We start from the raw sequence: 14380 nt of genomic DNA, 5'->3' as shown, positions 1-14380 counted from the left end.
GAGTCATATGGTAAACTTTAAGAAAATTTTGGCTGTTGTTACCGTTATTTGTGTATTTTTTTTGACACCTATGACGTTACGTGCTGAGACGAATGTTGGAGTGAATCCAGAACAAGTGGCACCACCACCTGCGGAAGGACCAAATGTTTTTAGTCAGTTTGCAGCTACGATTGATGGGAAAACTGGAGATGTTTTGTATAACAAAAACGCACATCATCGTGCATTTCCAGCTAGTATGACGAAAGTGTTAACAGCGATTTTACTTATGGAGCATACGAAGCCAGAGGATCAATTTACGTTTTCACAATTAGCATTAGATCAAGAGAAGAGTAATTATCAAATTGAATTTCAACCTGGTGAGACGATTAATAGAAATACTGCGCTTATGATTTTAATGGTGCTGAGTGCAAATGATGTGTCGTATGCGATTGCGGAGCGTATTGGCGGAAATGTTGAGAATTTCGCTCATATGATGAATGAGAAAGCAAAGCAATTAGGGGCTACAGATAGTCACTTTGTAACGCCAAATGGCTTGCATGATCCAAACCATTATACGACGCCGTATGATATGGCAATGATTACGAGAGGTGTACAAAAGTATCCTGAGATTCTACAAGCGATGAATACGAAAAGGACGACGGTTACGACATCTAGCCAGACGGTTTCTATTTTTAATAAGTCTAATTATTTTGAAAATCCATATAGTATTGGCGGGAAGACAGGTTTTACAAATGAAGCGCGTAATACACTCGTTCTATTAAATGAGAAGGATGGCAATCGCATTATAAATGTAGTAATGGCTTCCCAAAGACCTGAAATTTATGAAGATTTGAAGCAGATGGCGGACTATTCTTTCGGTCAATTTGTGAAGCAAACTGTATTAGATAAACATAGCTGGCATCAAAAGGCAACGTATTTAAATAAAGATATTGATAGCGAGCTTGAAAAAAGTGCAGAGCTTATGCTTAAGAAAGATGAAGGTAAAAATGTGAGGACGATTTTCCGTGCGGCTTCATTAGATAAAGATTCTTTGTATCATAAAGGAATTCATCGTGGTGAGGTAGTTGGTGCAGTTGACATCACGAAAAATAATCAAACAATTGCGACGATAAATGTTCTTTCTAAAGAAGATGTTACTTTTGCGATGCCTAAAAAAGATACGGCTACGCCTGAAGTAAACGAATCAAATGTGAAAATAATAAGCATTGGGATAGGTGCCGCTCTATTATTTGGAGCTATTTTATTTGTAGTGCTACGCCGAAATACAACAGGAATGAAATCAGAAGAAAAATAAATTACTAATTAAAAGGCTGTGAAGAGACTTTGTCACAGTCTTTTTATATATATTAAAAATAACTAATAATTGTAAATTTTATTATTGCATTTCTGTTTTGTTCGTTATATTATTTACTTGTGTTCTTGTTAAAGAACGAGAGTGGATATTGCATACTTCAAATAATATAAAACAACGGAGAGGGAGAGAAACGATGAAATTAATTTGGAAGGTGATTAGCAACGTTATCTCATTTGTTTTATTTGCATTGATGATTTGCTTAGCTTTTGTAGTTATTTCTTCAAAAGCGAGCGGTGGGGATCCAACAGTGATGGGATATCAATTTAAATCAGTGTTATCAGGATCGATGGAACCGACATTTTTAACAGGATCAATCATTGCGATAGAACCGACGAAAGATGGTTCTAAATATCAAAAAGGCGATGTTATTACTTTTAAAGAGAAAGATCAAAAAATTATTACTCACCGTATTATCGGTGTGAAAGATATAAATGGAAAAGTAATGTATGAAACAAAAGGGGATAACAACAACGGCGCTGATTTAGAACCAGTACTTGCGGAGAATGTCATTGGAAAATACGCGGATATTACAGTTCCTTATGCAGGGTATGCATTAAATTATGCAAATTCAAAAGCTGGAGCTGCTTTACTTCTTATTATTCCAGGAGTCTTTTTATTAGGATATTCCGCTATTACTATTTTTGGTGCTATTCGTAGCATAGACGGAGAAAAGAAAGAGAAAAAAGTAGAACAATCTGTCTAGTTCATTTGGTTATACTTTCCATTTAGGGAGTTGACAAATATATAAATCAAGGGGATATGGACATGACTTTAAAGAAAAAATTAGGAATGGGTATCGCATCAGCAGTATTAGGAGCAGCGTTAGTTGGCGGAGGAACGTTTGCATTTTTCAGTGATAAAGAAGTGTCAAACAATACATTTGCGGCTGGTACGCTTGATTTAGCATTAAATCCATCAACAGTTGTTAATGTATCGAATTTAAAACCTGGTGATACAGTTGAAAAAGAATTTAAATTAGAAAATAAAGGAACATTAGATATTAAAAAAGTACTACTAAAAACAGATTATAATGTAGAAGATGTGAAGAAAGATAATAAAGATGATTTTGGTAAACATATTAAAGTAACATTCTTAAAAAATGTAGACAAGCATGAAACAATCGTAAAGGAAACAACGCTAGATAAATTGAAGGGTGACACACTTACTGCGGTAAATAACGATTTAGCTGCTTGGTTCTGGGATGAAAAAGGTATTTCTGCAGGTAAATCTGATAAATTCAAAGTGAAATTTGAGTTCGTTGATAATAAAAAAGATCAAAATGAATTCCAGGGGGATAAGCTACAATTAACTTGGACGTTTGATGCACAACAAGGTGAAGCTGAAGGAAAATAATAAGGACGAGAAAAAGAGACTATCAAAAATGATAGTCTCTTTTTCTGTTAAAAGGGAAATGTAAAAAGAAAGATAATTTTTATATCATTTTGTAATTCACTTTATTATAATAAAGATATAGTTCTTGATAAAGAACAAGTTGTTCGATAGGAGAGATTAAAATGCTGAAGCCACCTCGCAAATTCAAAAGGATGCTTATATTGCCATGTTTGTGTTCTATTACTTTTTATTTAGGCTCTCAAATGATGACTTATACAGAAGCAGCTTTCATTTATGAAACGAAAGTTGAGGCTACTATTTCTACAGCAAGTATTTTTCCAAAAACAGTTGATCAATTAACAGAACAAGCTAAGCAGCATAAGGAAGTTATTTTGCGTGAGTATGAAGGGATGAAATTGAAATTAAAATTAACCTTTACTTCCATTCAAGAGTTAGAGCAGGTGCTTGCTACGTGGAAGCAAGGGCGTGAGAAAATAGTTGCGGAAAGAGAATTGTTACAAAAAGTATATGTATCAATAGAGGGTCCTTATAATCAAGTGCAAGAAGAGTTAAAAGGAAATAAAAGCGAATCGAATAAGCAAGTATTCTTATATGTGAATGCTGGTTTTCATATAGTGAAAGACAATTGTGAGTATGTTGATAAAGAGGTAAAGTTACAGGTGATTGATAAACAAATTCAAGATTTTGAGAAATTACTAGTAGAGGAAACAGCAAAACAAGTAAGTGAGGCTAAGAAACAAGAAGAAGCGAAAAAGCAAGAAGAGAGTAAAAAGCAAGAAGAAGCGAAAAAACTAGAAGAGAGTAAGAAACAAGAAGAAGCGAAAAAGCAAGAAGAGAGTAAAAAGCAAGAAGAAGCGAAAAAACTAGAAGAGAGTAAGAAGCAAGAAGAAGCGAAAAAACTAGAAGAGAGTAAGAAGCAAGAAGAGGCGAAAAAACTAGAAGAGAAGAAACAAGAAGAAGCAAAAAAGCTGGAAGAGAAGAAGAAACAAGAAGAACAGAAAAATAAAGATAGCAAGTAAATACAGCAACATTTCAGAGCGAATAGAGGTTATAAAGCCGAATAGGTGAGAGAGCATTGTGACTCACCTATTCGGCGTGTCTTCTTTATTTTAACAATACACGTCATATACGAGAAAACTGGTTGGCAGCATGATGGTGAAAGATACTAATTAGTATAGATAGTGAAAATTAATTACGTTTTTCTTTGTTTCTCAACAAATTTCCGAAAATTTAAAATGACATTGAGAAATAAAAATAACTGAAAATACTAATAAAAAAATGTTGTATTTATATAGAGTTGTTCGTTATAATGAACTTAAGGTTTTTAAAAGAGAACGAATATTAGCTAAGCTAATATAGTTTTCTTTATGTCCCTTATTGAAAAATTATAGGGGGAAAAATATAAAAAACAGCTAGGGGGAATTGATTGTGAGTCTGAAAAAGAAATTAGGTATGGGAGTTGCATCAGCGGCACTGGGGTTATCTTTAATTGGTGGAGGAACGTTTGCATACTTTAGCGATAAAGAAGTATCAAATAATACATTTGCAGCTGGGACGTTAGATCTTACATTAGACCCTAAAACGCTTGTAGATATTAAAGATTTAAAACCAGGGGATTCTGTTAAGAAAGAGTTCTTATTAAAGAATAGCGGTTCATTAACAATTAAAGACGTTAAACTAGCAACAAAGTATACTGTGAAAGATGCAAAAGGCGATAATGCTGGTGAAGACTTTGGTAAGCACGTTAAAGTGAAATTCCTTTGGAACTGGGATAAACAAAGTGAGCCTGTATATGAAACAACTTTAGCTGATTTACAAAAAACTGATCCAGATCTTTTAGCTAAAGACATCTTTGCTCCTGAGTGGGGAGAAAAGGGTGGATTAGAAGCTGGTACAGAGGATTATTTATGGGTACAATTTGAATTTGTAGATGATGGAAAAGACCAAAATATCTTCCAAGGTGATTCATTGAATTTAGAATGGACATTCAATGCTAACCAAGAAGCTGGCGAAGAAAAATAATAAAAAAGCGGGTAACCCCCGCTTTTTTTATAAAGAAAAAGAAGTGCTGGTTGTTAGCACTTCTTTCTATTATTATTTTTGATCGTGCTTCCATTTTGTAAATTCAAGAAATTCACGAAATTGTTCTTTGGAGACACCAGAGTTCATTGCATCTTTAACAAGCTGTGTCCATTCGGAGTCTAGGTTAGTTTCCTTTGTTGTTTCATCATGAAGTAAAGCATCAACTGGAATTTGTAGAACTGCTGCGATCTTTTCAAGAAACTGAATGGAAGGGTTTTTTTGTAAATTTCGCTCTATAGAACTAATGTAAGATTTAGCAACACCAGCTTTTTCGGCAAGTTCAGTTAATGAAATACCTTTTTGTAAGCGAAGGCGTTTTATACGTTCTCCAATCATATTTGCGCACCTTTCTATCAATATGTAGTCGTCTTATGATGTCATTATTATAACATAAACTTCGTTAAAAAGAACAAGGCTATTGAGCCTGACTGGATGGCTTCATACGTTTTAAAAAATGTTCGATATCTTGCAGGGCGATACCAGCGTCTAGAGCTTCAAGTATTAAATCAATCCATTCTTGGTCCAGTGCGTCAGTCTTATCTTTGTACAAATGTAATTCCTCCCTAATTATCGGTCATAACTGCTGCTACAGAATATATGATAATGCAATCGCATTTTGTGTTTTATATAGTGAATTATCAAATATTTTGTAGATAAAACAAAGATAAAATCCCCATTAAATTCCCTCTATGGCGATTATAAAGTTTCTGACAAATATTTTCAATATTTTCAGAAAACATTGTTGAATTGTGATATATTCGTATGCTAACTATGGAATTTTTACAAATATGTTAAAAAAATTACATAATATAACTAAATATTGAAAAAATATTGAATTTTTAATAAAATTCAATTTGTAATACATATTTTTTATTAGGGGAGGAAATAAGGGATGAACAAGAAACCGTTCAAAGTTTTGTCATCAATCGCTTTGACAGCTGTGTTAGGTCTTTCATTCGGGGCGGGTGGCCAGTCTGCATATGCTGAAACACCTGTGAATAAGACAGCTACGAGTCCAGTCGATGATCATTTAATTCCAGAAGAACGTTTAGCAAATGCGCTAAAAAACCGTGGGGTAATTGATTCGAAGGCTTCAGAGACAGAAACAAAGAAAGCCTTCGAAAAATACGTAGAGAACAAAAAGGGTGAAAATCCTGGGAAAGAAGTATCAAATGGGGACCCACTTACAAAAGAAGCATCTGACTTTTTAAAGAAAGTGAAAGATGCGAAAGCTGATACGAAAGAAAAGTTAGACAAACCAGCAACAGGAACACCTGCAGCGACAGGCCCAGTTAAGGGTGGTCTAAATGGTAAAGTACCAACTTCTCCAGCAAAGGGAAAAGAATATAACGGTGAAGTTCGTAAAGATAAAGTACTCGTTTTACTTGTAGAGTACGCTGACTTTAAACATAACAATATCGATAAAGAACCTGGTTATATGTATACTGACGATTTTAACAAAGAACATTATGAAAAAATGTTATTCGGTAATGAGCCATTCGCATTAGAGGATGGCAGCAAAATCGAAACGTTTAAACAATATTACGAAGAGCAATCTGGCGGTAGTTATACAGTAGACGGAACAGTTACAAAATGGTTAACAGTTCCTGGTAAAGCTGCTGATTACGGTGCAGATGGTGCGACAGGTCATGATAATAAAGGACCAAAAGGACCACGTGATTTAGTAAAAGATGCATTAAAAGCAGCTGTAGATAGCGGTATTGATTTATCAGAGTTTGACCAATTCGATCAATATGATGTAAATGGCGATGGAAATCAAAAACAACCGGACGGTTTAATCGATCACTTAATGATTATCCATGCGGGTGTTGGACAAGAAGCAGGCGGCGGTAAATTAGGTGACGATGCAATTTGGTCACATCGCTGGACTGTTGGACCAAAACCATTCCCAATTGAAGGCACACAAGCGAAAGTTCCATATTGGGGCGGAAAGATCGCAGCATTCGACTACACAATTGAACCAGAAGATGGCGCAGTTGGTGTATTCGCACATGAATATGGTCATGATTTAGGTCTTCCAGATGAGTATGATACAGACTATACTGGTGACGGTGAACCAATTCAAGCTTGGTCTGTTATGAGTGGCGGAAGCTGGGCTGGTAACATTGCAGGAACAACGCCAACGAGTTTCTCACCACAAAATAAAGAGTTTTTCCAAAAAACAATCGGTGGTAACTGGGCAAATATCGTAGAAGTAGATTACGAGAAATTAAATAAAGGTATCGGTCTAGCAACATATTTAGACCAAAGTGTTACGAAATCTAACCGCCCAGGTATGATTCGTGTTAACTTGCCAGATAAAGATATAAAAACAATTGCTCCAGCATTTGGTAAGCAGTATTACTACAGCACAAAAGGTGACAATCTTCACACAAAAATGGAGACGCCACTGTTCGATTTAACAAATGCAACGACTGCGAAATTTGATTTCAAGTCATTGTATGAAATTGAAGCAGAGTATGATTTCCTTGAAGTACATGCTGTAACAGAAGATGGTCAGCAAACATTAATCGAAAAACTTGGTGAGAAAGCAAATAGTGGAAATGCACATTCAACAAATGGAAAATGGATTGACAAATCATACGATTTAAGCCAATTCAAAGGTAAGAAAGTAAAATTAACATTTGAGTACATTACAGATGGTGGTTTAGCATTAAACGGTTTCCTACTTGATAATGCATCACTAAATGTAGACGGTAAAGTAGTATTCTCTGATGATGCAGAAGGTACACCGCAGTTCAAATTAGATGGATTCGCTGTATCTAATGGAACAGAGAAGAAAAAACATAACTATTATGTAGAGTGGAGAAACTATGCTGGTTCGGATAACGCATTGAAATATGCTCGCGGTCCAGAATACAACACAGGTATGGTTGTATGGTATGCAGACTCAGCTTATACAGATAACTGGGTTGGTTTACATCCAGGACATGGTTTCCTTGGCGTAGTTGATTCTCATCCAGAAGCAATTGTTGGAACTTTAAATGGTAAACCAACAGTAGCAAGTAGTACACGATTCCAAATCGCTGATGCGGCGTTCTCATTTGATAAAACGCCAGCTTGGAAAGTTGTATCTCCAACGCGCGGAACGTATACGTATAATGGCTTAGCAGGCGTACCGAAGTTTGATGATTCGAAAACGTATATTAATAAACAGATTCCAGATGCAGGACGTATTTTACCGAATCTTGGCCTGAAGTTTGAAGTAGTAGGACAAGCTGATGATAATTCTGCTGGTGCTGTTCGTTTATATCGTTAATACAGTAAAACTACCGAAAGATTTTCTTTCGGTAGTTTTTTTGTGAGCAATGAATTTTATATGCAAGAAGAAATTATATATAATGTAACTTTACGAATAGAAATTTATTATATATGAAGTCTATATAAATAATGAAAGAATTGGATGAAAATAGTGGGAGAAGGTGAACGAATGAGTGTTTCTTCTATTGTAAATAAACAAAAAGCATATTTTTATAATGGCCATACGAGAAGTGTAGAAGTGAGAAAGAATAATTTGAAGAAGCTTTATGAAGGCATTCAGCGTTTTGAAGAAGAAATATTTCAGGCATTGAAATTAGATTTAAATAAGTCAGTTCATGAGTCGTTTACAACGGAAGTTGGATATGTATTAAAAGAAATTTCCTTTCAATTGAAGCATATTTCATCGTGGAGTAAACCGAAGCGGGTTCGAACAGCACTCACTCATTTTGGATCAAAGGGGAAAGTAGTCCCTGAACCGTACGGTGTGACACTTATTATTGCACCGTGGAACTATCCGTTTCAATTAGCAATTGCACCTCTTGTAGGAGCGTTGGCGGCTGGAAATACAATTGTTTTAAAGCCGTCAGAGCTAACGCCAAACGTTTCCAAAGTACTTACGAGGATGTTAGAGGAATTATTCCAAGAAGAGCTTGTAGCGGTAGTAGAAGGCGGTGTAGAAAAGAGTACGGAATTGTTAAAGGAACCGTTTGATTATATTTTCTTTACAGGTAGTGTCGGTGTTGGAAAAGTTGTGATGGAAGCAGCAGCGAAACGGTTGACGCCACTCACGTTAGAACTTGGGGGAAAAAGCCCATGTATTGTACATAAAGATGCAAAAATAGATGTAACAGCAAGACGAATTGTTTGGGGCAAGTTTTTAAATGCAGGGCAAACGTGTGTAGCGCCTGATTATATGTATGTGCATGCTTCGGTGAAAGAACAGTTAATCGAGGCATTACGACACGAAATTGCGGAGCAGTATGGAAAAGATCCACTAAACAATGACAATTATGTACGAATTGTGACTGAACGTCATTTTGAACGTTTATGTTCATTTTTGAAAGATGGTAAAACGGTAATCGGCGGGAACTATAAAAAAGAAACTTTACATATAGAACCAACAGTGTTAACAAATGTTACATGGCAAAGTACTGTTATGGAAGATGAAATTTTTGGTCCGATCTTACCAATTGTAGAATACGACAACATAGAAGAGGTAATTGGAACAATTCAGCAACATCCGAAGCCATTAGCGTTATATGTATTTTCTGAAGATAAAGAAGTACAAAAGAAAGTGACAAGTAATATTTCATATGGCGGAGGCTGTATTAATGATGTTGTCTATCATCTTGCAACGCCATATTTACCTTTTGGTGGTGTTGGAAGTAGTGGATTAGGTAGTTATCATGGGGAAGAAAGTTTTCGGACTTTTTCACATTATAAAAGCATTTTAGCCCAATCTACGGCATTCGATATGAAAATTCGTTACTCTTCTACAAAAAGTGCTTTAAAATTCATACGAAAGTTGTTAAAATGATGATGGTGTTTATCAGTAGGCGTAGCCGTATGATAATAGCCCCTTCGTAATGGAAGGGGTTTTTCTGTTCGACATATGTATCATGCAAAAATGAATCAAACATACTACATAAAGAATAGAAGAGAACGCTAAACAACCATTTTTGTTTGGATCGAAACAAAAAATAGTCTATAGAACATAAATATTTATTCATGAATATAAAAATTAAAATTTAAGGTAGATAGGACGGGAAAATGAAAAAGATTATTAAAGTTGAAGCAGTAGAAAAACATTTTGGAAATCAAGTGATTATCCCACCTCTTTCTTTAGACATTAAAGAAGGGGAATTTTTAACGATTTTAGGGCCGAGTGGTTGCGGGAAAACAACGTTACTTCGCATGATCGCAGGCTTTGAAACGCCAACTAAAGGGAATCTTTTATTAGATGATGAAAAGATTAACGATTTGCCACCATATAAGCGTCATATGAACTTAGTGTTCCAACATTATGCGCTATTCCCACATATGAATGTGGAGAAAAATATTTGTTTCGGTATGAAAATGCAGAAAGTACCGGCAGCAGAGCAGAAAGAGCGTGCTGAAGAGGCAATGCGTTTAACGCAGTTACTTGAGTTCCGTAATCGTAAACCTGCAAAGCTTTCTGGTGGACAGCAGCAGCGTGTAGCAATTGCGAGAGCGATTGTAAATAACCCGCGTGTATTATTACTAGATGAGCCACTTGGGGCGTTAGACTTTAAGTTAAGAAAAGATTTGCAACGTGAATTGAAAAACTTACAACGTAATTTAGGAATTACATTCATATACGTAACGCACGATCAAGAAGAAGCGATGAGCATGAGTGATCGTATTGTCGTTATGAATAAAGGACATATTGAACAAATTGGAACGCCGAAAGAAATTTACAATAAGCCGAAAACAATGTTCGTTGCGACATTTATCGGTGAAAATAATATTGTGAAAAACGGGGAAGGCTATGTAGCAATTCGCCCTGAAAACGTAAAAGTACGTTCGGTTGAAGAGCCGATTTTAAAAGAATACCATCTTGGACATATTGAAGACGTTGAGTTTGTTGGAAATATGGAAAAGCTGTATGTACGTGACGAGAAAACATCAGAATTACTAATGGCATATCAAACTGCTGAAGAAGCAGCGCAGTGGAGCATTGGAGATAATGTATACGTAGGCTGGGAGCAAGAGGACGAGGTGACCTTAAATTGAAAAAAGGGAAATTACTCGCACTACCGACAGTCGCGTGGCTGTTAATCTTCTTCCTAATTCCCCTTCTGTTTGTATTGGCATTTGCCTTTATGCAGCGCGGGGCATATGGGACAGTGGAAATGCAATTTACGTTAGAGAATATAGCTCGTGTGTTTGATCCACTATACATGGGAACGTTATGGGAAACTGTTAAGATTGCAGTTATTACAACAGTAATCTGTTTAGTAATTGGTTATCCATTTGCTTATACAATTACAATTGTTGATCGCAAATACCGCTCAATTCTTTTATTATTGGCAACGATCCCGTTTTGGATTAACTTCCTTGTTCGTTCATACGCATGGATTGTTATTTTACGTTCACAAGGTCTTGTAAACACATTGCTATTGAAACTAGGTATTATAAGTGAACCTTTAAATTTACTATATAACACACCTTCTGTAATACTCGGAATGGTCTATTCTTTATTACCATTTATGATTTTACCGGTGTATGCAGCGATTGAGCAGCTTGATAAGCGTAAGCTAGAAGCAGCTTATGATTTAGGAGCAACACCAGCAAAGGCATTTTGGAATGTAACAGTACCAATGACGATGTCAGGGATTGCTACTGGTTCTATTTTAGTGTTTGTTTCTTCTATCGGAATGTTTGTTGTATCAGACGTTATGGGTGGATCGAAAGTAGCGTTAATTGGAAACGTAATTCAAAATCAATTCTTAGGAGCGCGTGACTGGCCGTTTGGATCTGCGTTATCTATGATTGTTGTTCTATTCTCTGTTCTGTTAATTTACTTATATTATCGTGCAACGAAAGTATATAAATATGATGGGAACGGAGGGGAATAGGCAAAGATGAAGAAGTTTTTAGTTTCTTATTCTTGGTTAATTTTATTGTTCTTGTATTTTCCAATGATGGTTTTAATGGTATATTCCTTCAATGATTCTCGCATTAATGCGGAATGGGAAGGTTTTACATTCCATTGGTATACAGATTTATTTCAAAAGCAAGATGTTATTGATGCGTTTGTAAATAGTATGACGATTGCGATCGTAACGACGGTTGTAACGACAGTTCTTGGTGTGATTTTCGCGATTGCATTACATCGTTATAAATATCGTTATGAAGGGGCTATTAACGGTCTTGTGTATTTACCAATTTTAATTCCTGATATTTTAATGGGATTATCTTTACTTATCTTATTTAGTCAATTAGGTATGGAACTTGGCAAAACAACAATTATTATTGCGCACATTACATTTAGTATTTCATTTGTTGTCGTTATTTTAGCAGCGCGTCTTTCTGGTATGGGACGTGATTTAGAAGAGGCTGCGAATGATTTAGGAGCAACGCCGTGGCAAACGTTTCGTTATGTAACGTTCCCAGCAATTGCACCAGGGGTTATTTCAGCCGCATTATTAACATTCACATTATCAATTGATGATTTTGTAATTAGTTTCTTCGTATCAGGACCAGGATCAACAACATTGCCATTATACATTTACAGTATGGTTAAGCGCGGAGTATCACCAGAAATTAATGCACTTTCTACAATTTTAATTGTGGCTATCGTAGGATTAATGGTTCTATCTGAAATCTTCCGTAACAAAGGTGCAGATGGTGAAGAAAACTCTGGAGGACACCTTCCTTTATAATACGAACAATATAGAAAGTACGAGGAGGTAATAAACCGATGAAATTAATGAAAAGATTAGCCGGCGCAGCAATTAGCTTTAGCCTTGTTGCTGGTGTACTTGCTGGTTGTGGTGAAAAGAAAGAAGAGTTAAACATTTATAGCTGGGCTGACAATTTTGATGAGCAAGTGCTAAGAGATTTTGAAAAGAAATATAACGTGAAAATTAACTATGATAAGTATGCAAGTAATGAAGAAATGCTTGCGAAATTACAAGCAGGTGGCGCGAAGTATGATTTAATTCAGCCGTCTGATTACATGGTTAAAACAATGGCGAAAATGGATTTATTAGCGCCGTTAGACAAAAAGAATATCCCGAATATCGAAAATATGGTTTCTAACTTCAAAACACCGGCGTTTGATCCGGAGAATAAGTATTCTTTAGTATATACTTGGGGCGTAACAGGTATTGCATACAATAAAAAGTATGTGAAAGAAGCTCCTACAAGCTGGGCTGACCTATGGAATGAGAAATATAAAGGGCATGTAACTTTATTAAATGATTCTCGTGAAGTATTAGGTATGGGTCTTAAGAAGCATGGATTCTCAAACAGCACGAAAGACGATACACAGTTAAAGACAGCAGCAGATGATTTAAAGAAGCTGCTTCCAAACTTATTAGCATTTGATACAGATAATATTAAACAAAAATTCATTACAGAAGATGCTTGGATCGGAACAGTTTGGTCTGGAGATGCAGCATTTATCGCAAAAGATAATAAAGATGTAGAGTACGTTGTACCAAAGGAAGGCGGCACAATTTGGGCTGATACGTTAGCAATTCCAAAAGGTGCGAAAAACAAAGAGCTTGCAGAGAAGTTTATGAACTACTTATTAGATGAAAAAGTAAGTGTGAAAAACTACGAGTCAATTGGATACAGTAATCCTAATGAAAAAGCTCATCCTCTTCATAGTAAAGAATATCGTGATAATCATATGATCTTCTTAACGAAAGAAGAATTAGATCGTACAGAATGGCTTGTTGATGTAGACGATAAGCTAAAAGACTATGATCGTTACTGGACAGAGTTAAAAACAAAAGGTAAATAAGTAAGGAAATGCGGTTTCTAAAATAGAAATCGCATTTTTTCATAGTAGGAGGAAATCGCTTGAAAAAGAAGTTGCATCAATATGAGGTAGTATGTATCGTTTTATTACTTGCTGTATTTGGCATTGTTGCTTGGCGCGTACATGCGGGTGGCGTTACAGTGATGGATACATATGTCCGAGCATTAGTAAAAGGATTACAAACAGAAGGTTCGCTTACATTTTTCTCACACTATACAAAATTAGGTTCTGCTATCGGGATCGTAACTACGCTGGCTATAAGTTTACTTGTTTTTTGGAGAAAACGTTATTATGCTGCGATGATCGTGTATCCAATGGGCATTTTAATAACACATCTTGTTAATAAAGGGATAAAAGAAATTGTGAAAAGGGAGCGCCCATCGTTAAATGAAACATTGGATGCGCTTGGGTATAGCTTTCCTAGTGGACATGCAATGTTATCTATTATGACATTCGGGTTTCTTACTTATATTATTGCGGCAAATTTGAAGAGTGTAACTGGAAAATATGTTATAACGATTTTGATGGGAATTGTAATTGTATCGATTGGATTAAGTAGAGTTATTTTAAATGTACATTATCCAACTGATATTTTAGCTGGTTATTGCGTAGGTGGTATTTTGTTAATTATGGCGATTTACTGCCATCGTTTACTTACCAAGAGATTGGGACTTAATAAAGAGAGATAAAAAACGTCTGGAAAAACTATCATTATAGTGTTTCCAGACGTTTTTTGTTTGTACGAAGATGTGATACAGTATAAATGACAATTGAATTATTTAAAGTAGGTGAAAATG

Annotated in this window: 14 protein-coding genes; 12 read left to right on the top strand and 2 right to left on the bottom strand. The window is 35.7% G+C overall.

Translation table 11 applies throughout. From position 1 onward, the window contains the following. Nucleotides 1-7: 7 nt before the first annotated feature. From DM800_RS12050 to calY, 5 genes are all read left to right on the top strand, one after another. Entirely contained in the window at nucleotides 8-1294 is a 1287-nt protein-coding gene (locus tag DM800_RS12050) for a D-alanyl-D-alanine carboxypeptidase family protein (RefSeq protein WP_087984785.1), read from the top strand. 193 nt (nucleotides 1295-1487) lie between these two features. After that, complete coding sequence (gene sipW, locus DM800_RS12045) at nucleotides 1488-2057, top strand: signal peptidase I SipW (RefSeq protein ID WP_087984786.1); 570 nt, start codon at nucleotides 1488-1490, stop codon at nucleotides 2055-2057. 62 nt (nucleotides 2058-2119) lie between these two features. After that, the gene (locus DM800_RS12040) at nucleotides 2120-2707 is read left to right on the top strand and encodes a CalY family protein (protein ID WP_000172834.1); all 588 of its coding nucleotides are present in this window, start codon (nucleotides 2120-2122) and stop codon (nucleotides 2705-2707) included. Nucleotides 2708-2868: 161 nt separating this feature from the next. Continuing rightward, the gene (locus tag DM800_RS12035; RefSeq protein WP_087984787.1) at nucleotides 2869-3726 is read left to right on the top strand and encodes a DUF4047 domain-containing protein; all 858 of its coding nucleotides are present in this window, start codon (nucleotides 2869-2871) and stop codon (nucleotides 3724-3726) included. Nucleotides 3727-4135: 409 nt separating this feature from the next. Next, the gene (gene calY / locus DM800_RS12030; RefSeq protein ID WP_000053730.1) at nucleotides 4136-4729 is read left to right on the top strand and encodes a biofilm matrix protein CalY; all 594 of its coding nucleotides are present in this window, start codon (nucleotides 4136-4138) and stop codon (nucleotides 4727-4729) included. A gap of 72 nt (nucleotides 4730-4801) precedes the next feature. On the opposite strand, the gene DM800_RS12025 is transcribed toward calY, so the two are convergent. Then, on the bottom strand, nucleotides 4802-5125 hold the full coding sequence (locus DM800_RS12025) for a helix-turn-helix domain-containing protein (protein WP_087984788.1): 324 nt from the start codon (nucleotides 5123-5125) through the stop codon (nucleotides 4802-4804). A 79-nt stretch (nucleotides 5126-5204) separates the two neighbouring features. Beyond that, on the bottom strand, nucleotides 5205-5339 hold the full coding sequence (locus DM800_RS12020; RefSeq protein ID WP_087984789.1) for an anti-repressor SinI family protein: 135 nt from the start codon (nucleotides 5337-5339) through the stop codon (nucleotides 5205-5207). Nucleotides 5340-5681: 342 nt separating this feature from the next. Between DM800_RS12020 and inhA1 the strand changes: the two genes are divergently transcribed. From inhA1 to DM800_RS11985, 7 genes are all read left to right on the top strand, one after another. After that, nucleotides 5682-8069, top strand: coding sequence for a M6 family metalloprotease immune inhibitor InhA1 (gene inhA1 / locus DM800_RS12015; protein ID WP_147786889.1), 2388 nt, complete (start codon nucleotides 5682-5684; stop codon nucleotides 8067-8069). Nucleotides 8070-8240: 171 nt separating this feature from the next. Then, the gene (locus DM800_RS12010; protein WP_060489442.1) at nucleotides 8241-9608 is read left to right on the top strand and encodes an aldehyde dehydrogenase; all 1368 of its coding nucleotides are present in this window, start codon (nucleotides 8241-8243) and stop codon (nucleotides 9606-9608) included. A 233-nt stretch (nucleotides 9609-9841) separates the two neighbouring features. After that, entirely contained in the window at nucleotides 9842-10825 is a 984-nt protein-coding gene (potA, locus tag DM800_RS12005; protein ID WP_000720323.1) for a spermidine/putrescine ABC transporter ATP-binding protein PotA, read from the top strand. Continuing rightward, nucleotides 10822-11670 carry a spermidine/putrescine ABC transporter permease PotB gene (gene potB / locus DM800_RS12000; protein WP_000715495.1) on the top strand — a complete coding sequence of 283 codons (849 nt, stop codon included), beginning with the start codon at nucleotides 10822-10824 and terminating at the stop codon, nucleotides 11668-11670. The genes potA and potB overlap by 4 nt, the downstream gene beginning before the upstream one ends. Nucleotides 11671-11676: 6 nt before the next feature. Then, nucleotides 11677-12477: a spermidine/putrescine ABC transporter permease PotC gene (potC, locus tag DM800_RS11995; protein ID WP_000714201.1), complete on the top strand. Its 801-nt coding sequence runs from the start codon at nucleotides 11677-11679 to the stop codon at nucleotides 12475-12477. A gap of 38 nt (nucleotides 12478-12515) precedes the next feature. After that, nucleotides 12516-13565: a spermidine/putrescine ABC transporter substrate-binding protein PotD gene (gene potD / locus DM800_RS11990; RefSeq protein WP_000772499.1), complete on the top strand. Its 1050-nt coding sequence runs from the start codon at nucleotides 12516-12518 to the stop codon at nucleotides 13563-13565. Between the two features lie 59 nt (nucleotides 13566-13624). Continuing rightward, nucleotides 13625-14272, top strand: a complete 648-nt coding sequence (locus tag DM800_RS11985) for a phosphatase PAP2 family protein (protein WP_000727812.1) — start codon at nucleotides 13625-13627, stop codon at nucleotides 14270-14272. Nucleotides 14273-14380 lie beyond the last annotated feature (108 nt).

It is taken from the genome of Bacillus sp. AY18-3, assembly GCF_008042305.1.
GTDB lineage: Bacteria > Bacillota > Bacilli > Bacillales > Bacillaceae_G > Bacillus_A > Bacillus_A wiedmannii.
Note: the sequence above shows the minus strand (reverse complement) of the source record. Positions and strands in the feature narration are given on the sequence as shown.